General features: G+C 65.5%; 20 protein-coding genes. 5 read left to right on the top strand and 15 right to left on the bottom strand.

What is annotated here, in order from left to right; translation table 11 throughout:
* Positions 1–335: 335 nt before the first annotated feature.
* The 5 genes from ACFYOW_RS22980 to ACFYOW_RS23000 all read right to left on the bottom strand — a co-directional run bounded on the left by ACFYOW_RS22980 (position 336) and on the right by ACFYOW_RS23000 (position 3851).
* On the bottom strand, positions 336–995 hold the full coding sequence (locus tag ACFYOW_RS22980; RefSeq protein ID WP_387290972.1) for a histidine phosphatase family protein: 660 nt from the start codon (positions 993–995) through the stop codon (positions 336–338).
* Complete coding sequence (gene rsfS, locus ACFYOW_RS22985; protein WP_387290974.1) at positions 992–1429, bottom strand: ribosome silencing factor; 438 nt, start codon at positions 1427–1429, stop codon at positions 992–994. Before rsfS ends, ACFYOW_RS22980 begins: the two co-directional genes overlap by 4 nt.
* Positions 1430–1674: 245 nt before the next feature.
* The gene (gene nadD / locus ACFYOW_RS22990; protein ID WP_051181771.1) at positions 1675–2316 is read right to left on the bottom strand and encodes a nicotinate-nucleotide adenylyltransferase; all 642 of its coding nucleotides are present in this window, start codon (positions 2314–2316) and stop codon (positions 1675–1677) included.
* Between the two features lie 48 nt (positions 2317–2364).
* Complete coding sequence (locus tag ACFYOW_RS22995) at positions 2365–3045, bottom strand: RsiV family protein (RefSeq protein WP_387290976.1); 681 nt, start codon at positions 3043–3045, stop codon at positions 2365–2367.
* A 65-nt stretch (positions 3046–3110) separates the two neighbouring features.
* Positions 3111–3851: an RsiV family protein gene (locus ACFYOW_RS23000; protein WP_387290978.1), complete on the bottom strand. Its 741-nt coding sequence runs from the start codon at positions 3849–3851 to the stop codon at positions 3111–3113.
* Positions 3852–4026: 175 nt separating this feature from the next.
* Between ACFYOW_RS23000 and ACFYOW_RS23005 the strand changes: the two genes are divergently transcribed.
* Positions 4027–4461, top strand: coding sequence for a nuclear transport factor 2 family protein (locus ACFYOW_RS23005; protein WP_387290980.1), 435 nt, complete (start codon positions 4027–4029; stop codon positions 4459–4461).
* Here ACFYOW_RS23005 and ACFYOW_RS23010 read toward each other — a convergent pair whose 3' ends face one another.
* From ACFYOW_RS23010 to ACFYOW_RS23030, 5 genes are all read right to left on the bottom strand, one after another.
* Positions 4462–6414 carry a hypothetical protein gene (locus ACFYOW_RS23010; protein WP_387290981.1) on the bottom strand — a complete coding sequence of 651 codons (1953 nt, stop codon included), beginning with the start codon at positions 6412–6414 and terminating at the stop codon, positions 4462–4464.
* 1 nt (position 6415) lies between these two features.
* Positions 6416–8269 carry an HSP90 family protein gene (locus tag ACFYOW_RS23015; RefSeq protein WP_387290983.1) on the bottom strand — a complete coding sequence of 618 codons (1854 nt, stop codon included), beginning with the start codon at positions 8267–8269 and terminating at the stop codon, positions 6416–6418.
* Between the two features lie 91 nt (positions 8270–8360).
* Positions 8361–9776 (bottom strand): VWA domain-containing protein, encoded by a 1416-nt coding sequence (locus tag ACFYOW_RS23020; protein WP_387290985.1) that lies wholly within the window; start codon positions 9774–9776, stop codon positions 8361–8363.
* A gap of 3 nt (positions 9777–9779) precedes the next feature.
* Positions 9780–10661, bottom strand: coding sequence for a MoxR family ATPase (locus ACFYOW_RS23025; protein WP_245721298.1), 882 nt, complete (start codon positions 10659–10661; stop codon positions 9780–9782).
* An 84-nt stretch (positions 10662–10745) separates the two neighbouring features.
* On the bottom strand, positions 10746–12011 hold the full coding sequence (locus ACFYOW_RS23030; protein ID WP_387290987.1) for a glutamate-5-semialdehyde dehydrogenase: 1266 nt from the start codon (positions 12009–12011) through the stop codon (positions 10746–10748).
* Between the two features lie 493 nt (positions 12012–12504).
* Here ACFYOW_RS23030 and ACFYOW_RS23035 point away from each other — a divergent pair, with 493 nt between their 5' ends.
* A complete protein-coding gene (locus ACFYOW_RS23035) occupies positions 12505–13911 on the top strand; it encodes a PQQ-binding-like beta-propeller repeat protein (protein WP_387290989.1) in 1407 nt (468 codons plus the stop codon).
* 66 nt (positions 13912–13977) lie between these two features.
* Here the strand turns inward: ACFYOW_RS23035 and ACFYOW_RS23040 are convergent, their stop codons facing one another.
* The 3 genes from ACFYOW_RS23040 to ACFYOW_RS23050 are packed head-to-tail and all read right to left on the bottom strand — an operon-like array spanning position 13978 to position 14940.
* Positions 13978–14232: a hypothetical protein gene (locus tag ACFYOW_RS23040; RefSeq protein WP_387290991.1), complete on the bottom strand. Its 255-nt coding sequence runs from the start codon at positions 14230–14232 to the stop codon at positions 13978–13980.
* A gap of 10 nt (positions 14233–14242) precedes the next feature.
* The gene (locus tag ACFYOW_RS23045; protein WP_387290994.1) at positions 14243–14572 is read right to left on the bottom strand and encodes a hypothetical protein; all 330 of its coding nucleotides are present in this window, start codon (positions 14570–14572) and stop codon (positions 14243–14245) included.
* Positions 14572–14940: a hypothetical protein gene (locus ACFYOW_RS23050; protein ID WP_387290996.1), complete on the bottom strand. Its 369-nt coding sequence runs from the start codon at positions 14938–14940 to the stop codon at positions 14572–14574. The genes ACFYOW_RS23045 and ACFYOW_RS23050 overlap by 1 nt, the downstream gene beginning before the upstream one ends.
* A 229-nt stretch (positions 14941–15169) precedes the next feature.
* Here ACFYOW_RS23050 and ACFYOW_RS23055 point away from each other — a divergent pair, with 229 nt between their 5' ends.
* The 3 genes from ACFYOW_RS23055 to ACFYOW_RS23065 all read left to right on the top strand — a co-directional run bounded on the left by ACFYOW_RS23055 (position 15170) and on the right by ACFYOW_RS23065 (position 18718).
* Entirely contained in the window at positions 15170–16078 is a 909-nt protein-coding gene (locus ACFYOW_RS23055; RefSeq protein WP_387290998.1) for a helix-turn-helix domain-containing protein, read from the top strand.
* On the top strand, positions 16068–16280 hold the full coding sequence (locus ACFYOW_RS23060; protein ID WP_387291000.1) for a DUF397 domain-containing protein: 213 nt from the start codon (positions 16068–16070) through the stop codon (positions 16278–16280). Before ACFYOW_RS23055 ends, ACFYOW_RS23060 begins: the two co-directional genes overlap by 11 nt.
* Positions 16281–16693: 413 nt before the next feature.
* Positions 16694–18718, top strand: a complete 2025-nt coding sequence (locus ACFYOW_RS23065) for a polyprenyl synthetase family protein (RefSeq protein ID WP_387291002.1) — start codon at positions 16694–16696, stop codon at positions 18716–18718.
* Positions 18719–18788: 70 nt separating this feature from the next.
* On the opposite strand, the gene ACFYOW_RS23070 is transcribed toward ACFYOW_RS23065, so the two are convergent.
* Both ACFYOW_RS23070 and ACFYOW_RS23075 read right to left on the bottom strand, forming a co-directional pair.
* The gene (locus ACFYOW_RS23070; protein WP_387291004.1) at positions 18789–19592 is read right to left on the bottom strand and encodes a hypothetical protein; all 804 of its coding nucleotides are present in this window, start codon (positions 19590–19592) and stop codon (positions 18789–18791) included.
* Entirely contained in the window at positions 19592–20197 is a 606-nt protein-coding gene (locus tag ACFYOW_RS23075) for an ABC transporter ATP-binding protein (RefSeq protein WP_387291006.1), read from the bottom strand. Before ACFYOW_RS23075 ends, ACFYOW_RS23070 begins: the two co-directional genes overlap by 1 nt.
* Between the last annotated feature and the right edge of the window lie 16 nt (positions 20198–20213).

Consider the following 20213-nt stretch of genomic DNA (forward strand, 5'->3'; position numbering starts at 1 on the left):
TAGATTCGTCTTCGGATTCAGCGTCGATCGTCAACGCCGCGATATCCGTATCAGAAGCTACCGCAACACCTTCCGGTGGTTCACTTGCTGGTTCCGCCGGCTCCGCGCCGGTTCCGAACTCGGTCGCGTATGCGGCGGGCTCCTCGTTACCTTCCCCGGAGTCGGCAGCGGCAACCGATTCGTCGCCGTCGGACTCGGCCGACTGCGACTCGGCCGGTTCCTCCGGCTCGACCGTCTTCACCGGGGGAGGTCCGAACAGCGCGTCCGGGATCGCCCGTTCGGGCTTCGCCGAAACCCGACGGAACAATTCATCCGGTACCTGCCGAACCGGTTCTTCAGAGGACATCCGGGGCCACCTTCGCCGCTGCATTCCACACATCCAGGCGCCAACCGGGCTGATCGATGCTCGGACCGTGACTGCTCAGCTGCACCCAGCTGGTATTGGCCAATCCCCCTAGGGCAGGCCAGTTCCGCGGCGGCAGGTCGAGCAGCGCGGCCGTAAGGGCGGCGATCAGCCCGCCGTGCGCCACCAGGATGATAGTCCGGCCCGGCCAATCCTGCCGCTCGGCGAACAATTCTCGAACAACCGGTAGGGACCGTGCGCCGACCTCGAGCTTGCTCTCACCGCCGGGCGGGGTATAGGCCGCATCCAAGCGCCACGCGACCCGCGCGCCCGGATAGTCGGCGTCGACCTCCAGATGGGTCAACCCCTCCCAGTCGCCGAGGTTGGTTTCGCGCAGCCGCCGATCCGGGACCACCGGAACACCGGTGTGGTCGGCCAGTGCCGAGGCGGTATCGAAGGCGCGCCGCAGATCGGAGGAGACGATGGCGATCGCATTGCGCGAAACCAGTTCGCGCGCGGCCTCTTTCGCCTGACGACGACCGAGCTCGGTGAGATCGGTGTCGATCTGCCCCTGCATCCGGTCCGAAGCATTCCACTCGGTTTGCCCGTGCCGCAGCAGGATCAGCGTGCGGACGCCGGCATACTTGCTCACTCGCGTTCTTCCCCCGCTTCACCACGCAGCACGACACCCTCGGACTCGGTGTGCTTGAACACCTCGGTCCCGGCCGCGATCCCGTCCACCGGAACCGCCGGACAATCCTTCCAGAGCCGTTCCAGCGCATAGAAATTGCGTTCGTCATTGTGCTGGATGTGCACGACGATGTCGACGTAATCCAGCAGTGCCCACCGGCCCTCGCGGGTCCCCTCGCGCCGGACCGGCTTGTGCCCGGCTTCGCGGAGCTTCTCCTCGACATTGTCGACGATGGCATTGACCTGACGCTCGTTCGGCGCGGAGGCGATCACGAAGCAGTCGGTGATCACCAACTGTTCGGAGACGTCGAGCACCACGACGTCGGTGGCCAGCTTCTCGTCCGCCGCGCGCGCGGCGACCTGCGCCATCTCCACCGATTCGACAGATGCGCTCATGCCTGCGCCTCGCTGGCGCTCGGCTCCGGCATGACCGCAAATGCGGCTGCGCCTTCGGCTCGCTCGCTCCGCTCCCTCACGGCCCGCGCCTCGCTGACGCTCGGCTCCAGCATGACCGCAAATGCGGCTGCGCCTTCGGCTCGCTCGCTCCGCTCCCTCACGGCCCGCGCCTCGCTGACGCTCGGCTCCGGCATGACCGCATCAGCGGCTCCGTTATTGGTTCGCTCGCTGCGCTCGCTCACGCCTTAACTACCTTCCACTCCTACGGGCACGTATAAATGCCGCTTCGATATGTACTGCACGACGCCGTCGGGCACGAGGTACCACACCGGCCGGTTCTCCGCGGCGCGACGACGGCATTCACTCGATGAGATCGCCAACGCAGGGATCTCGATCATGGTCACCGCATCGACCGGCAGGTCACGCAGATGCTCCTCGAGATGATCGGTGTTCAGCTCATACCCCGGTCGGCTCACCCCGACGAATTTCGCCAGTTCGAACAACTCCGCCCAATCCTGCCACGTCAAGATGTTGGCGAGCGCGTCAGCTCCGGTGATGAAGTACAACTCGGCGTCGGGATGCTTGGTGCGCATCTCACGCAGGGTGTCGACGGTGTAGGTGACCTTGCCCCGGTCGATATCGGCCCGGCTGACCGAGAACCGGGGGTTGGAAGCGGTCGCGATCACGGTCATGAGGTAGCGATCCTCGGCCGGGCTGACCTGCTTATCGGCCTTCTGCCACGGCTGCCCGGTCGGGACGAAGATCACTTCGTCCAGTTCGAACCGGTTCGCGACCTCGCTGGCGGCGACGAGGTGGCCGTGGTGGATGGGGTCGAAAGTGCCACCCATCACCCCCAGCTTGCGTCGACGCCGACCGTTCTCCTGCATGAGAGCCGAGCTTAACCGGTCGGTTCGGTCCGAGCCGGGGCCGGACGGTCAACTGCTGACGACCGCCCGCAGACCCGGCTTCAGCACGCCGTCGAGTTCTGACCACGGGATCGTGATGTCGATATAGCCCAGCGCGTGCGAGGCGATCTCCCCGAGGTAGACGCGCAGACCGTCGGGCATGGCCAGCCAGTCCTTGAAGTTCTCCACCGCCGGTGCGATGCGCTGCTTGTCGTAGGGGTTCGTGCCGACGCGGGTCTTGGGGATCTGCACCTCTGCCTGCGCCGACAGTCGATCGAGGGCCTTCGGCAGATCGGTGAACAGATCCGGCAGGGTGAGCGCCTTGCCGGTATCGATATCCGTCACGTGGGTGCGCTTGAAGGTCGTCGGATGCGTATGGCCGTCGTCGACCTCGATGCCGAGCACACCGCTGAGCACATGTCGGCCGATATGCGCGACTTCGCTTTTGTATCCCTTCACTTTCTGGTTCTCCGCCGCGGCCCGCAGGTACGGATCCAGCTCGGCGCGCAAGCCGTCGTTGAATTCGGTGCGCGCATCCTCGGTTCCGCCTTCGACCTGCGGCAGGTCGAAGGAGTACCAGGGGCCCTCCAGCCGAATCGAGGTCGCCGTGAAGGGCGGTGCCGGGGGCGAATCGGCCCGGTCGGTGGCCCCGCACGCCGTCAGTACGGCGAACAGGACGCCGACCAGGACAGCGGCAGCGGTCTTCCTCATTTCGCCTCCCCGAATAGCTCGCGTTCGTGCACGAGAACGTACCACCGCGAGCTGTCGAGAGTTCGTCAGCTGCTGACGACCGCGCGCATCCCCGGCTTCAGCACGCCGTCCAGCGCGGACCACGGCACGGTGACATCGATATTGCCCGCGGCATGCGAGGCGATTTCACCGAGATAGATCCGCATACCCTCCGGCGTGGCGACCCAGGTCTGGAAGTGTTCGGCGACCGGGGCGAGCAGGCTCTTGCCGTAGCCGGTCGCGCGCGGATTCTGCTGCACCTGGGCCTCGGCCTGAGTCGAGAGCGTGTTCAGGCCCTGCTGCAGATCGGTGAACAGGTCGCGCAGGGTGATGGCCTCGCCCGTATCGATGTTGGTGACGTGCGCGGCGTCGAAGCTGTTCGGATGCGCGGCGCCCTCGGAGTACATGATGACGACCAGGTGCCCGCTGAGGACCTGCGACCCGATGCGGACGACCTGACTGTCACCGCCGGTGACCGAATCGCCCGGACGGCTGATGCGGCCGATCCACTCCTGCGCCCCGGCCTGCATGGCCGCGTTGAATTCGGCTCTGGCATCGGCCTTTCCACCGCTCACCTGGGGCACGTCGATCTTGTACCCGGTGCCCTCGAGATGAACTGTTGTCGCGGTGAAGGTTTCGGCTCGAGGCGATCCGGCGACGGTCACCGACGCGGCCGGTGTCGCGGTCGCCGACGATCCGCCCCCGGTTGTCGGCGATTCGTCCGGCCCACATGCCGTGAGTGCTGCGGCGCTGGCCAGCGCGCCGATAACAGCAGCGGTCTTCTTCATCCGGAGCTCCGAATCGACAACGCACCGAGCCGATCTCGGTGTCCTCCCCAAACAATGCCGATGCCACCTAACAGTTTTCTTATCGTCCGCAAATGCACGCTGACAAACGGGGCGAGCGCCCCGTATACTAAACGGGGGGATCACCCCGGTTAGCTGTTGAACAGGAGTATGCGCCATGTCCGTTACCGCTCGCGAGACCATCGAACGCCTGCTGGCCTCGACCTCTGGCGGCCCTACGCCGGAGATGGCTGATGTGTATGCCGTCGACGCGGTGTTCGAGTTGCCGTTTCTGCCGCCGGGTGCGGAGCATCCCGAGGTCGGGCGCGAGGCGTTTCGCGCTCATCTGGTGGAGGGTGCTCGGATTCAGCGCTTCGATTCCGTCGACGATGTCCGCATTCACGAGACTGCGGATCCCGAGGTCGTCATCGCCGAGTACCGGATCAAGGGAACGGTGTTGGCCACCGGCAAGCGGTTCGACCTGCTGATCATCAACGTCTCCCGGGTGCGTGACGGGTTGATCGTCTCGACCCGCAGTTACTCGAATCCGCTTGCCGGTGCCATCGCTTTCGATCAGGTGGAGGCGTTGCTCGGCGGGCTGGTCTCTGGGTGATCAGTGGTCGTCGTCGCGCTGCATGTCGGCGAGTTGGGTGCGGGTGTTGAGGAGTTCGGTGGCTACCTCGGGCGAGGGGGATGTTTCGGCGATGTTTTCCAGTTCGGCGAGTAGGTCGCGCATGGTGGTGAGCCAGGGGCGGTCGGATTCCAGGCCGGCGCCGTAGAGCTGCAGCCAGGCGGCGGAGCGCAGGCATTTGGCTCGGGGGCCGATGCGGTCGAGGGTGCCCCAGAGGCGGGCGGCGCGGAGGAAGGCGACGACAGCTTGTTCGTCTTCGCCGCAGTAGTCCAGCACCGAGGCGGCCGACCAGGCGAGCTCGGCTTCGAGTTCGACGCGGTCGGGGTCGTTGTGGACCAGACGGGCCGCCTCGACGAATTGCTGTGCCGCATCACGGAATCGGTTGAGCTTGCGCAGCGATTCGCCGTATTGGCGACGCACGATCGCCATTTCGGCGGGCGGGTACGGCTGCTCGCCGGTCGCGAGGGACTGCTCGAAGAGGGCCGCCGCCTCCCCGTGCCGTCCGGCCCGATGGCAGGCTCGCGCGGCGACGAAGGTGAGGTGTATCGCATCCGCCGCCGAAATCGGTTCCCACCGTGCGGCCGCGGTGAGCGCCGCATCGGCCAGTTCGTATTCCCGGCCCTGCTGTCCGGAGAGCACCATGACGAGCTGAGAACTCAACCGAGCGAGATGTTCGGCGGGCAACGCGGTCGCGCCGACCGAAAGTGCTCGGCGCAGATACTGCTCAGCGTCCTTCGGGTTGTCGACGAGGCGTACTGCGGCAAGTTCGGCAAGCTGCAGTGCGTCCTCGGCTTGTTCCTCGACGGTGGCGCTCTCCGCAGGCACTACAGCGGCAACCTTGCGCGGCAACGTGTTTCGCGCACCGAGCGGGAGATGTTCGACCAACGGTTGTTGCGCGAGCCGGACCGCGACCCGCTCGCTGACCACCGTATTGCCATTGCGCGCGTCATAACGTGCGGTGAGCTCGCCGATCTCGACGCTCAGCTTTTCCCGTACCGAATCCACTGTGCCCGTATCAACTTCGAGTGCACCGAGATCCAGCTCGGCCAGCCGCCGCAACAGCACGCATACTCCCGATATGAAGGCCAGCCGAATGGCGGCGTCCGCGCCGGGATCGGTCAGCCACGCAGCGTGTTCGGCCAGTATCTCCAGACCACGCGCCTCGTTTCCGGTCAGTGCGCAGAACTCGATGTGCTCACCGACCGAGCGCCGCAGATCTGGAAGGTGGCGCACCAGTGGATAACCCGTCAAATGCGCACTGCGCGCCTCGGCGGTGCGCCCGGTGCGCAGCATCGGCAGCAAGGCCTGCCCGAGCACCCGATGCGGCTCCTCGGCACAGCTGCGCGCACCGTCGATGACCGGACGCCAGCTCGCCAGTGCGGACTCGTCGTCACCGGCCTGCGCGTAGTTCGCTCCCCACTGGTTGCGTTCACAGGCATCACAATCGGACATGCCGTCGCGCGGTGCCGCGCGCGCGGCGTCCAGCAGCTCAGCGGCCAAGCCGTCCTGACCCAGTTCCCGCGCAAGGTCGGAGCGCAAGGCGAGCACCGGACGCGCACTGTACCCTCGCTGCCGGTAACGACTTTCGAGCTCGTCGAGCCAGCGGTAGGTGGTCTGCAGCGGCACCGCGGGATTCTCGATCAGGCCCCAGGTCAGCCACTTCAGATACCAATGCACCGAATGCGTCATCGGGCCGAGTTCGGCCGGGAAATCATCGTAGATCCGCAACAGCCTGCCGTAGGCGACCGGTGCCAGATCGCGTTCGCCCGCATAGGCATACGCCTGGGCAAGCTCCAACAGGACACTCCCCTCCAGCGCCCGGTCCGCACCCGACTTCGCCTCGGCGGCAAGCATTTCCAGTCGTTCGGTGCGACCACGACCGTGCGGCAGCGAACGGCTCTGCGCCAGCGCGGATTGGATCTCGGAGGTATCCATTTCAGGCCTCCTCCGCGGTCTCGCCCGCTGCACGCCGCGTCGCCCAGCTGAGGAATTCGCCGAAAGCGCGATTGAGCAGCGCGGTATCGGCCGGTCGCAACGGCCGGTGCGTCATCAATAACGCTTGGCCGTAGAGCGATTCGACCGCGGTCCGCAGGAAGGCCGGGTCGTCGATCCGGCTCAAGCGTCGGACCACCGGGCTGTTGTGGTTCAACACCAGTTGAGCACGGGGTGCGCTCGCCTCCAGCGCGCCGAGGATTTCGGTCCAGAGCTCATCCGCGCCGACCGTGGTCTCGACCCGTGCTCGTTCATTACGCGCACCCCGACTGTCCAGATGCAGCGCGGGAACCGAAACCGGATGGAACGCACGCAGAATCACATCGCAGGACAGCGGATCCAGTGCGGTGCGCGCCGCGGCGAGCACCGGAGCCAACAACAGTTCCTCGGCCGGATCCACCAGGTCGAGGGCGGCCGTAACCGCGGCCGCGTTCAGCTCGGTCACCGTGACACCGGGCAGGATCGTCGGCAGCAGCGCGACGAGTTCCGCATCGTAGGTATAGCCGCCGTTGACGACGCCGATGCCTTGCGCGGCCGCGGTGGCGGCCACTTGACGGAATTCCTCCACCGTCGCCGTCACCCGCACGGTCGGATGGTTGCGCGCGAATTCGGTCAGCGGAACCCGGCCGTCGGTTGTCTCGAACAGCAAGTGCGGCAGCATGATCCGCAGCATGTCCGGCGAATGCCGCGCCATCGCCTTGACACCGAGCGCGTGCACGGACAGAAATGCGGCGAGCCGCTCGGGCTGTTCGGCGGCGATTTCGGTGAGCCAGTCGTGGATTCGGTCGCCGAGGCTGTCGCGGACGATGGCGAGGCGTTCGTCTTCGTACAGTCCCTCACGCGAGGCGGTCGGACGCAGGCTGTCGGTATCGATGACACAGCGCACGAAGAAGGCCCAGTCCGGCAGCAGTCCGCGCACCGCGTCACCGAGTAGCATGCCCTTCAGATACACCCGATGCGCACTGCTTTCGGCGGGATTGCCCGGCTGCGACAACACGAAGGCGACCCCACTGACCCCCGCCGATTCGGCATCGAGATCGATCACATCCAGCGGGGTGAACCCGAGGACGCGCTCGCCGTACTCGAACAGCGCCGCACGCCGCTGGGCCGGGGATGCAAAGGCCCGCCGCCACACCGGCGAACCGTCGGTCGCACGCAGTCCGGCACCATTCGCCTCGACCGTCACCTCGTAGGGCAGCAGCGAACCGTAATCGCGAACCAGATCCAGCACCCGCCCCGGTGTGAACCACGCCTGCGCACCGGCTCGCGGCGTGAGATGCACCGTGGTGCCCGGCTCTTGCTGACCTGCCGGATCGAGCAGACGCAGCGAGTAGGTGCCGTCGGCGGCGGCCAGCCATTCCACGGGCGGAGCATCCGGGTCGATGGCCGAGCGAGTGACCACGCGGATCGTCTCGGCCACGGTGAAGCACGCCAGCAGCCCGATACCGAACTGCCCGAGGAACTCTCGGCGCGCACCCTCGATATCGTCACGCTTGGACGAATGCCCGATGGTGGCGAGGAAGCGGTGCACGTCCGCCTCGGTGAGACCGATGCCGTGATCGGTTATCCGCAGTCCCGATTCGTCGACGACCAGTCGAATCGCGGTGGGCGCCAACGCATCGCGCTGCCTGCGCGCGGTGACGGCATCGACCGCGTTCTGCAGTAGCTCACGGATGTAGACCCGGGGACTCGAATACAAGTGGTGCGAGAGCAGATCGACGATTCCGCGCAGATCGACCTGGAACGAATAATCCCCACCACCGCTGCGGCCAGACCCGGCCGGCGCGTTGTTCACCATGGACCGAATCCTGGTGCGCAGCGCCAATAGTTCCCTTAACGAATGCTGATGGTGTTAACGGGGACCGATAATGAGTTCGGTCACAATCGCGTCACACCGGCAGCAGCCGGGACACCACCGTGGTCAATTGTTTGGCCGAGCGGCACTCGTGCATCTCGATCACTTCGCGATACCTGTCGGCGGCGGAATCGCCGGTGCCCCAGTTGCTTTCCTTCTCCGGATTGAGCCAATGCGCGTGCTTGGCGGTGCGCACCAGCCCGCGCAGCGTATTCAGATCCGGATCACGGTAATTGGTGCGGGCATCGCCGAGAATCAGCAGCGAGCTGCGCGAGGTCACCGCATCGGGCCACTGCTCGACGAAGGTCGACAGCGCATGGCCGTAGTCGGAGTGCCCGTCCAGGCCGACCACCTTGCCCTCGGTGAAAATGCGGGCCATGGACTGGTCCAGCTGAGTGTGCGGATCGAAGAACCGGGTCACCTCATCGGTCCGGTCCACAAAGGCGAATATCCGCACCCGGGAGAACTGTTCGCGCAGCGAATTGACCAGCAAGAGAGTGAAGTTACTGAATCCGGCCACCGACCCGGACACATCGCAGAGCAGCACCAACTCGGGTCGACCCGGTCGCGGTTTGCGATTCACCAGGTCGATGGGCACGCCGCCGGTCGACATGGATTTACGCAGCGTCTTGCGCAGATCGATCTCACCGCGGCGAGAATGCCTGCGCCGCACCGCAAGTCGGGACGCCAGAATTCGGGCCAGTCGCTGGGTGCTGCGCCGCATCTCCGCCAGCTCGGTTTCGGAGGCACGCAGGAAATCGACATCCTCGACTTGGCGAGCGACGGCATAGTTCGCGACGCGCTCCTTGCCGATATTCTCCGCCACCCGCCGGTGCGTTTCCGCCTCCACGATGGCGCGGAATCCGGCGATCCGCTGCCGGCCGATGCGGCGGGCGATCTCGGTATCGAATTCGCTGGTATCCGGTCCGGCGGCCAGACCCTGCAGAATCCTGGCCAGCAGAGTTTCCGGCTGGACCTCGCGCAGCGTCCGGTACGCGGAGAAGGAGGGGCCGCGCGAAGATTCGTACTGGCCGAGCTGTTCGACCAGCTGTGCGGCGATCATTTCCTGCTGCTGCGTCGAATCCTCCCTGGTCAGCAGGTCCGCGAGCAGTCCGCGCAGCGCGGCAATATCGATCTCCCCGGACGGCGTGCGCGGAACGTCGAGATCATCCGTGGTGCTGCTACGCGCGCCGAGGGCCGCGGGGAACCACAGGTCGAACAGGCCGTCGAAAGTACTGCGATGGGTGGTGCGGCGCAGTAGCGAGCAGGCCAGACCCTCGCGCACGACCTCGCGGTCTATCAGATCAAGCACCGACACCACACGACCCGCGTCCACCGTCTCCGAGGGACCGACCGGGATGCCGTGCGCCCGCAAAGCCTCGACGAAACCGACGAGGTGTCCCGAAATCCCGTGCGGCGCTTCGAGTGTGGGCTGCGATCCGGCCGCCATGGCTCAGGCCAGCTTCAGCTCGGCCAGCGCGCGCTGGTGGTCGGCCTGGTGCTTGAGCACGACACCGAGGGTGGCGCGCACGGTGGTTTCATCGAGGTCCTGCAGGCCCAGCGCGAGCAGGGTGCGTCCCCAGTCGATCGATTCCGCGACGCTCGGCAGCTTCTTCAGTTGCATCCCGCGCAGCACGTGCACGATCCGAACCAACTGGGCGGCGACCGAGGCGGACAGCTCCGGAACACGGCTGGCCAGGATGCGGCGCTCGAGTTCCTCGTCCGGGAAGTCCAGGTGCAGGTAAAGGCAGCGGCGCTTGAGCGCTTCGGACAGTTCGCGCGTCGCGTTGGAGGTCAGCACCACGAACGGCTTGCGGCTGGCGGTAATCGTGCCGAGTTCGGGAACGGTGACCGCGAAATCGCTGAGCACCTCGAGCAGCAGACCCTCGATCTCGACATCGGCCTTATCGGTTTCATCGATGAGCAGCACGGTCGGATCGGCGCGACGGATCGCGGTCAACAGCGGGCGCGAGAGCAGGAATTCCTCGGTGAAGACGTCGGCCTTGGTCTCTTCCCAGTCGTTCTCGCTGGACGCCTGGATTCGCAGAATCTGCTTGGCGTGATTCCACTCGTACAGCGCGCGGGCCTCGTCGACGCCCTCGTAGCACTGCAGACGCACCAGTTCCGCATCCGCGGTCTGCGCGACCGCCCTGGCCAGTTCGGTCTTGCCGACACCGGCCGGACCCTCGATCAGCAGCGGCTTACCGAGCCGATCGGCCAGGAATACCGACGTCGCCGTCGCCTTATCGGCCAGGTACCCCGTCGTGGCCAGCCGCTCGATCACATCGTCGACCGAGGTGAAGATCGGCTCCTGCACTGCGCTTTCGGTACCCACGTAGCGTCCTTCCATTCATTCCCACCCCTAACGCTACGGGAGTACCCGAAGCAAGCGCTCGGCGGTTCTTACACCGAACGAAATCTAGACCGGCCGGATCTGGCCGTCGCCCCAGACGATCCACTTGGTCGAGGTCAGTTCCGGCAGCGCCATCGGGCCGCGGGCGTGCAGCTTCTGGGTGGAGATGCCGATCTCCGCGCCGAAGCCGAACTGCTCACCGTCGGTGAAGGCGGTGGAGGCGTTCACCATGACGGCGGCGGCATCGACACGGTTGGTGAATTCGCGGGCCGCGGCCAGCTCAGCGGTGACGATGGCCTCGGTGTGGCCGGTGCCCCAGGTATTGATGTGCTCGACGGCCTCGTCGAGATCCTTGACGACCTTGAGGGCGATATCGAGGGTGAGGTACTCCTCGCCCCAGTCCTGATCGTTGGCGGGCACCAGTCCGGGCAGGTCGCCGTGCACGGTGACGCCATGACGTTCCAGCGCCTCGATCAGCCGGGGCACGGCGGTGGTGGCGATCGCGTCATCGATGAGCACCGTCTCGGCGGCATTGCACACGCTGGGACGGCGGGTCTTGGCATTGATCAGGATCTGCTCGGCCATCTCCAGATCGGCGGCTTCGTGCACGTAGACGTGGCAGTTGCCGGTGCCGGTCTCGATGGTTGGCACCTTGGCGTCGCGGACCACAGCGTTGATCAGCCCCGCCCCGCCGCGCGGGATGACCACGTCGACCAGGCCGCGCGCCTGGATCAGATGGGTCACGCTGGAGCGATCGTGGCTGGGCAGCAGCTGTACCGCATCAGCCGGAATATCCAGTGCGGCAAGGGCTTCCCGCAGCACAGTGACGAGTGCGGCATTGGAGTGCGCGGCCGAGGAGGAACCGCGCAGCAGCGCCGCATTGCCGGACTTGAGCGCGAGCCCGAAGGCGTCGACGGTGACATTCGGGCGGGCCTCGTAGACCATGCCAACCACGCCGAGCGGAACCCGGACCTGACGGATCTCCAGTCCGTTCGGCAGCGTCGACCCGCGCACGACCACACCGACCGGATCAGGCAGCCCGGCCACCTGGCGCAGTCCGGACGCGATGCCATCGATGCGGGCCTTGGTCAGGCGCAGCCGGTCCAGCAGCGACTCCTCGGTCCCCGCCGCCTGCGCCGTCGCGATGTCCTCGGCATTGGCGGCGAGCACGGTATCGGCCGCCGCGAGCAACGCATCAGCCGCCGCATGCAGCGCCTCGTTCTTCTGCGCCGTGGTCAACTGTGCGAGCGTGCGCGAAGCCACCCGAGCCTTGCGCGCGGCATCGTGCACCGCTTCGCGGATATCCTGGCCGGTCGTCGTCCCTACCGTCATAGGTGACAGCCTACTGACCGGGCGAAGTGGCCTCAGCACCCATTCCCGCGAGCGCGCGGATTCGACCAGCACGTTCGACATCCAACTGCCCGGCACCGAGTTCGCTCAGCAACTGTTCTTGCAGCCGCTGCCAGTCCCCCGTCCAGATAGGTTGCCGCGCTATCCGGTCCGGCTCACTCGCCGAGCGCAGTCGAAACGCGGCACGACACGCCTCGCGGCACCGCCATATGACTGCGCTCGACGGACCTCGATTACCTCAGAAGCTAGCTGGACGCGGCACTAGTTCCCAGCTTCGTGCCATTCGGACAGCAGGTCGCACCGGAGGCTCTGAAAGGCCGGTCGGCAGGTGGTTTCCGCTGAAACACGCTGCGCGGCAGAATAAACCGGCACATCGACTCGGTCCGGTCCGAGTTCTCAGCCTTGACAAGCCGATATCTTGCGTATCGGACCGACCGGTGTCTGGTCCCGTTAGATACATGAAGGAGACCCCTGGGTGAACAAGGCGGCAAGATGGCTCGCCGATCAGTGGCGGATCTGCATCACCGTGCTGGTCGTGGCCGTCGTGGCGGGTACCACCGCGGTCGTCTGGGTGAACCGATCGCCTGTGCAGCCACCCGAGGTATCCGCGACTGGCGGCCGATTCAGGATTTCGCACCGGCTCGACTCCACTCCGGTGCCACAGTGGACATTTCGCGCTGCCGACTTGTCCGACGCGCCCGGTGCGGTTTTGCTGGCCGCGCCGCAGACGCTGGATCGCTATTACGGTTACGGCGCACCGATGGACGCCGGGACGATGATCGTCGCGGCGACCGCGGTGCCCGGCGGGCCCGGGCCAGGCGAAAATGCTGGACTGACCGTCGGACCGGTGCGGATGCATGGCATCGATCCGGCCAGCGGCCAGGTGCGATGGACGACCGATGTCGGCGAACTCCTCGGCTGCCGTGAGCAGGTATTCGACGGAAAGATCACCTGCCACGGCACGAATCGGGTGTTGATCATCGAAGCCGCCACGGGCGCGGTACTCGCGGACCATACGACGGACTTCGAGGTCATGGACGTGGCGGTGCGCGACGGCGTGGTTTCGGTAGTTGGCCGAACCGCGGACTGGATGACCGCCGTCGTCACGCGAGGGACCGCTTCCGCTATCGACGCCACCTGGCGGCGGACGTATCCGACGCCCGTTCCCGGCGACCCGGTCAGGCCCAGGATCACGCAGGACTACTTCCGGGACGGGCACGACCATGACGTTCGCGTCTACGATCTGCGAACCGGCGAGTTGCTGTTCACCGGCCCCGTCGCCTACGCCTTCGAAGGCGGCATTGTCGCCGCGCAGCTGATCGAACGCAGCGGGAGCGCGGGGCGGGTTACGCTTCTCGATCGCAATGGCCGCACGATTACCGAGGTCAGCAACCCCAGCTTCGTTTTCGACTGGTACCCGACCGCGACCGCGACGCCGCCGCCGATTCTCACCGGCGAAAGTGCCTACGAGCGAACGACAGGCCGAATCCTTTGGACCAATGCGCAGATCGGCATCGATGAGTACGCCGGACGCAACAGCGCGATCGAAGGAGTAGTGGGTGACACGGTGATCGTCGGATCGCCCGATGGGTTGCAACTTGCCGGGCTCGATCTCACTGACGGACACCAAATCTGGCAGCAGCCGACGCCGTTCTCGAATGCCTCCCGCTACTCCCGCTTCGACGGCATAACCGACGCAAGCCACCTCATCCTGACCGACGGCACCACTGTGCACGCGATCGACGCCGGGGACGGTTCGACCGCTTGGTCGATGCCGTTACCGGCCAGTGGTAGGCCAAACTTTCGCACGTCGGTGAAGGCAATGGGTGGCCGCATGGTCACGGCGACCGCGCAGGAATTCACCGGATACGCTGCGGCATAAGATCTTCGGCATTCAGCAGCCGATTCCGGCTATACCCCTGCGGGCCATCCACGTGACCGATGCCGGTCAGTCGGATCGTGCGCCGTTGCTCCCCGGGCCAAGGGATTCGACCCAATATTCGTGCCGAACCGCGTCCCACAACCGCGCCAGGTCCGGGAACCGCTCACGGACCTGCACCAGATCCGGCGCGGCGGCGACGCTCGACATCGAAATCAGCGGCTCTCGTTCAGACAGCTTGTGCACCAACATCATTCGAATGCAGCACTTTTCGATCCGCCAGATCGCCTGCCAGCCGTCCACCTCGGTGCGATGCTCGCTCATCCCGGACCGGTTACCTGCGGCCACCACCGTCCGCGCCGGGGAGCGCTAGTGCGTTGAGTTTGTCCAGCACCTCACGCAGGGTTCGCAACGTCGGTCCACCACCCGCGTGCACCTGGCTGTCGAGCGGTGGGAATTCGAGCCCCCTCGCGGCAGCGCGCTCACGCGGCGTCAACGACTGCGGCGCAAGGCGACCCGCATCGACCAGCGTGTAATACGCCGCCGCTTTCCACACACACCGGCCGATCCGGCAGGCGTGGTGCTCGCGCATCTGCTCGTGCGCCAACTCGATATCGGCATACCCGCAAACACTCGGCGGCGCCAGGATCGTGTCCTCCCCCATCAGGCCGCTCCCGTCTCAACGGTCGGGTGCGCGACCCTGGCCCATGTGGTTGCGGGACAGATGGTTTCGAGATCGAAGATTTCACAGACCCGTGCCGGTTGATCATCGACCTGCGCCAGGTCGTAGACCACGATCGCGGCCACACCCAGCCCGGCCGCAATGCCGAGGGCGTACCCGATCGGATCGGCGGTGTCCTGCGGCGGCCGAATCGTATACACGTATTGATAGCCCAGTAGCCCGGCGTGCCGCATCACCGCGCTCGCATGCCGGGGTGCGGCGAGTCCGGACACGTCACCGCGCACGAATCCGACAGCTTTCGGCGTGTCGAATCGCCCGGTATCTCGTTCTGCCACTTGCTTGTTCATCATCGCTCCGCCCCTTCGGTCGATGGATTATGGTGGGTGGCGGCCGAGCGGGTCTCCTGCCTCATCAGTTCTCATCTCGAGCGCCGCCCACAGCACAGCATCAGCAACTGCTCGCGGCCAGCAGAAATGAGAACTCGATTGCGATTGCTCCAAAGCGCCAGAACATGACTCGGTTCCGCGATGAAAACAGGCTCAGTTTCCGATCCGACATGACTCGATTCCAGGAGACCCCGTGACCAGCACCGAAGAGGATGGCCCATCGTCGACCCTGCCGCGCCGCCAGCTCGGACGATTTCTTCGCGACCGTCGCGAAGCAACCGGATTCACCATCGCCGAAGCCGCCAAATTGGTCGACCTATCGCGAGCCGTACTGCAGCGCATCGAGACCGGACAGATTCAGAAGGTCCAGCGGCAGGATGTGCAGGCGCTGTGCGAGGTGTACGACGTCGGGCGCGAAGACACGCGCGCCGCAGTCGATCTCGCGACCCAAGCCCGAGCCAAGAGTTGGTATCACGTATACGGTGGCCTGTTCAGCACCGCGTTCAGCATGTATGTCGGGCTTGAAGCCGCATCACGCCGACTCACGACCTACCACGAGCAACACGTCCCTGGTCTGCTCCAGACGGCCGAGTACGCGCGCGCAATCATCGGTGCGTTCCCCAAATTCACCAGTCCCGAGGACGTCAACCGGCGCGTGGAGCACCGGATGAAACGGCAAGCTCTCATCAAGCGCAAGACGAACCCGATCCAGTTGCACGTGATGCTGCACGAGTCAGTGCTTCACCGAGTGATCGGTAATCCGAGCATCATGGCCGCGCAGCTGAAGCACCTCGCCGAAATGTCCAAGCAGCCCAACATCACGCTGCGGATACATCCCTACAGCGCGGGCTTGACCTGGGGGACGCCCTACAGTTCGTTCATCATCCTGGAGTTCGAGCGCACCACCAAAGGGGAACCAGTCGAGCCTCCAGTGGTATTCATCGACGGCGGCGCAGCACAGGATGTCTATCTCGAGAAGCCCGCTGACGTACGGTTCTATAGTGAGCTTGCTACGGCCATCCAGGACGCATGTCTGGGTGAGGTGGAAAGCAGAAACCTGTTGCGGCAGATAGCGAAGGAGCACGAGCGTCGTGAGCGTTGACCTATCCGGGGTGAACTGGTTCAAGAGCAGCTACAGCGAAGGCAGCGCCCAATGCGTCGAGGTGGCCTGGCTCGACGGAGACAGAGTCGGCATCCGGGACTCGAAGAATCCGACCGGCCCAGCACTGGTCTTCACCCCCAGCGAATGGGATGCCTTCGCATCAGACGTACAGAACGGCGACTTCACCCACCCCACCACATAACAGCCCCCGCACCCAGTTCAACGGCCTCAGCCCCCACGTAATGCACTGAGGCCGTTCCCATTTCAGTACACCCACCAGAACACACTGTTGGAGAGGCCTTCTCGGCATTTGCCTCCCCGGCAACTGGATTGCGTTCACCGCGGGCGTGCAAGACGGTGGGTTCACCCCGCCCACCACGTGACAGTTTCCCAAAGCGACCACGGTCAACGACCCCAGTCCGACACGTAATGGACTGGGGTCGTTGCCATTTCAGGCCCGGCACCGCTGCCGGACGCGCGCTCGCAACCGACATCGCTCACGTTATTTCGGCACCAAAATTGGTCGATACCAACATGTTCCGCGCGTAGTTGGTGTCCAATTCCACTGAGCAATGGTGTTGCGGATGACCGATGTAACCAGTCAGGAGTGCCCTCGTGCCACGTGAAATCGATTCGGCTGTCTTCCCATATCTGGATGCGGACTTGGACCGCGTCCGTGAGGTTCTCGGCCCTGTCCGACTGGAGGGCAGGCCTGAACTGAACGCACTCACAGACGAGGGGCCGGACACCTCTCGCCGTCTGGTTCGTCCCACTTTGACCCTGCTGTCGTACTACTTGCTCACCGATCCCACGACCCCGGCCGACGATCGCGTGGTGCGCGCCGCAGCTGCCGTCGAGTTGCTGCACCTGGGCTCGCTCTACCACGACGACGTCGTCGATCACGCCTATGAGCGTCGCCGCCGCCCCAGCGCCAACGCGGTGTGGGGGTCGCATCTCGCGGTGCTTGGTGGGGACTCCGCGCTATTCGCGGGCATGCGCATGCTGGCCGAACTCGGCGGACGGGAAGCCCTCGCGGGGGCGAGCACAGGTGAGCAGATGTGCGCGGGCATGGTGATCGAGGCCGCCGACCAGTATGTGGCCTCCCGCAGTGAGGAGTCCTACCTGGACGCGAGCGACGGCAAGACCGCGGCGCTGCTCTCGCTGGCCTGCCGGGTGGGCGCGATGGCGGTCGGCCGACCCGACGATCAAGTAGAGGCACTGGCCCGATTCGGCCGATATCTCGGGCTGGCCTACCAGCTGCGTGATGACATCCTCGATTTGACCTCGACTGCCGAAGAGATGGGCAAACCCGTCAACACGGATCTACCCGAAGGCATCTACACCCTGCCCGTGATCCGCGCGGCGACCCGTGACCGAGCCCTTGCCCGACTGCTGCGTGCCGGAATGACGGGGGAGGAAGCCGCCCGTGCCCGTGAGCTCGTCATCGCCTCCGGCGCCGTGGAGGAAGCACAAGCGGTGGCTGACGAATTCATCGACCAGGCCGCCGGACAGCTCGCCGGGTTGGCTGTCGACCCGCGCGCGACCCACGCGATGACCACTTACGCCCGGTCCATACTCGACCGGCGAACTCCGCTGCCCGCGGTTTCCGGACCCTCGACGCAGGGACCCCGGGGCCGCCGTAAGGAGTTCCCGCCGCAGGTCATGTCATGGGTGCGGAATTGGTTGGTGGACACCGGCCTTGCCACCTCCGAGGCCGAGTTGAACCACCGCCGGTGGGCAGGAGCCTTCGGGCTCCTGGCAGCCGTGACCCCAGCCGTTGCTCCAACGGACGCAGCCCGTGAACAGACCGCGGTCGGCCTGGGCATGCTCTGTCTTCTGTGGGACGACCTGTTCGAGGATCCGCAGCTGAGGGATCCGGAAGCCATCACCGCCCTGAGGCGCGGCTTGGTGGCAACACTGCGCCAGGACCCGGAGAAACCGTGGCGGACCGGCGCGCTCCCGACGGCCTGGGCGAGTTTATGGCCGCGCCTGCGTGCGGGCCGCAGCGCCCGCTGGCAAGAACAGTTCCTCGACAACCTCGAGGAATGGTACGAAGCCGCCGAACGTGAAACGCACCATCGCCTCAGCGGCTACATCCCCCCGACAGCCGACTATCTGCCGCTGCGGAGATCGACTAGTGGGTTCGACGTCGCCATCGCCTTATTGGAGGTGTACCACGACCACGAACTGCCGCCGACACTGCGCAGCCACCCCGTCTTCCGCCGTCTCGAGGAACTCGCCTTCTTTGTGGCCTTCGTGGAGAACGACCTGGTGGGAGTCGATCAGGACGAGGCCGACCAAGTCCCCTACAACCTGGTCCGGGCCATCCGTCACGAGACCGGCTGCAGCCGCAGTGAAGCCGTCGAGCAGGTGCAGCGTCAGCTGACGGAGCACCGTGCCCAGCTCGACGCGGTGATCCGCTACATCCCTGTGCTGTTGCGCATCCTTCCCGGCCTGTCCGGTCTGAGGAAGAAGTACGCGGGGATCTACGAAAGCGTGACGAACATGGCGCTATCGGTGCCGCAAAGCGATCGGCACACGCAAACCTCCGCTTCGGCGGGGCCGGAGCCGGACTTGGAACGCTTGCGTCGTGAGGTCTACTACTACCCGGCTGCCGACCCGGTTCGCACCGCCTCCTGAGCCCTCCGCCGCCGCGCCGAGCGGGATGTTCCCGCGCGATCCACCGTGAGGTGCCTGCGCGGGAACACGGTCAGTGCTCGGCTGGCTGCCGGGGGACCCTGATCAGCATCGTGGGTCCCAGAGCCGAGCGGGTCCGCAGATGGAAAGCGACCAGCCCGACGAGGGCGCTCGCGGCGAACCAGGCCAGTTGCACGCCGAAGCCCACGAATGGCGTGGTGTCGGAGAAACCGGCCGCGGTCGAAGCCTGCATCGCCCCGTACGAGGGCAGCCAGCGCACCAGATCGCTGTCCGCACCGGCGCTGGCGATGGGGTTCTGCACGGCCATGTCCACGCAGCTGATCATCGCGATGGCGAACATGCCCTCCACCTCCCGGCGCAGCAGCGCGCCGAGGGCGACACCCAGCGCCCCGTATGTCATCGCCGCGCCGAAAAGGGCCGCGCCGAGTAGGACAGGCTGCCGAGGCGGCCAGTAGCAGCAGATGATCGCGGTGGCATACGTGCAGACAACCACGGAGGCCACCACCAGGCAGGCAATCTTCGCCAGCCCAAGCGCGGCCCGGGGATACCCGGCCATCGATAATCGCCGATCGAATGCGCCACTGCTGAAAGTCGCCGCGAACATCATGAATCCGATGATCAGTGAGACCGCCATCAGGGCAACGCTGATCTGGGCGAGCTCATTGCCGTTGGCGCGCAACACGAGACCGGTATCCCGGAGCCGGAACGGTACCTCGATGCCGGTGACGGCCACGCGCACAAGGGTGATCAATATGGGGACGAAGGCGGCCACCAACACCATGGCGAACCGGTTACGTGCGTGCTCGATGAGGCCGAAGCGCGTGGCGATCAGAAATAGTCGAAAACCGTTGCGCATCAAGCCTTCTCTTGTCTGTCTTGGAGGACCCCCTCGTGCAACCGCCACACCTGATCCAGCTTGTCCGTGTCGTGGGCCAGATGCGAGACGACCAGAACCGACCGACCGCTGTCACGGAACTCTGTGACCAGATCCCAGAAACGCAAATACGTTTCCCAATCGAATCCCTGATATGGCTCGTCGAGCAGCAGAACCTGCGGGTCGTGCATCACCGCCAACGTCAGGTTGAGCTTCTGCCGGGTGCCGCCGCTCAGCGTCGCGACCCGCTCACCGATGTACTCGGAGAACCGGAGGATCTCCATGGTCTCCTCGGCCCGCCGCAGATCCGGAACGGCATAAGCCGCAGCGAAGAAGTCGAGGTGCTGACGAACCGTAAAGGCGTCGTTCAGCACTACCTGCTGCGGGCAGTACCCGAACCGCCCACGGTGCCGGATCGTTCCCCGGTCCGGTCGCAGCCCTCCGGAAAGGACCTTCAACAGTGTCGACTTCCCTACCCCGTTCTCACCGACGATGCCCACCAACGTCCCCGCGGGCAGCACGATGTCGATACCACGCAGCACCGACCGCCTGCCGTATGAGTGGTGGACGTTCTGCACTTCCATCATCGCTCCTTGCCTGCCG

Source organism: Nocardia sp. NPDC006982 (genome assembly GCF_042869435.1).
In the GTDB taxonomy this organism is placed as follows: domain Bacteria; phylum Actinomycetota; class Actinomycetes; order Mycobacteriales; family Mycobacteriaceae; genus Nocardia.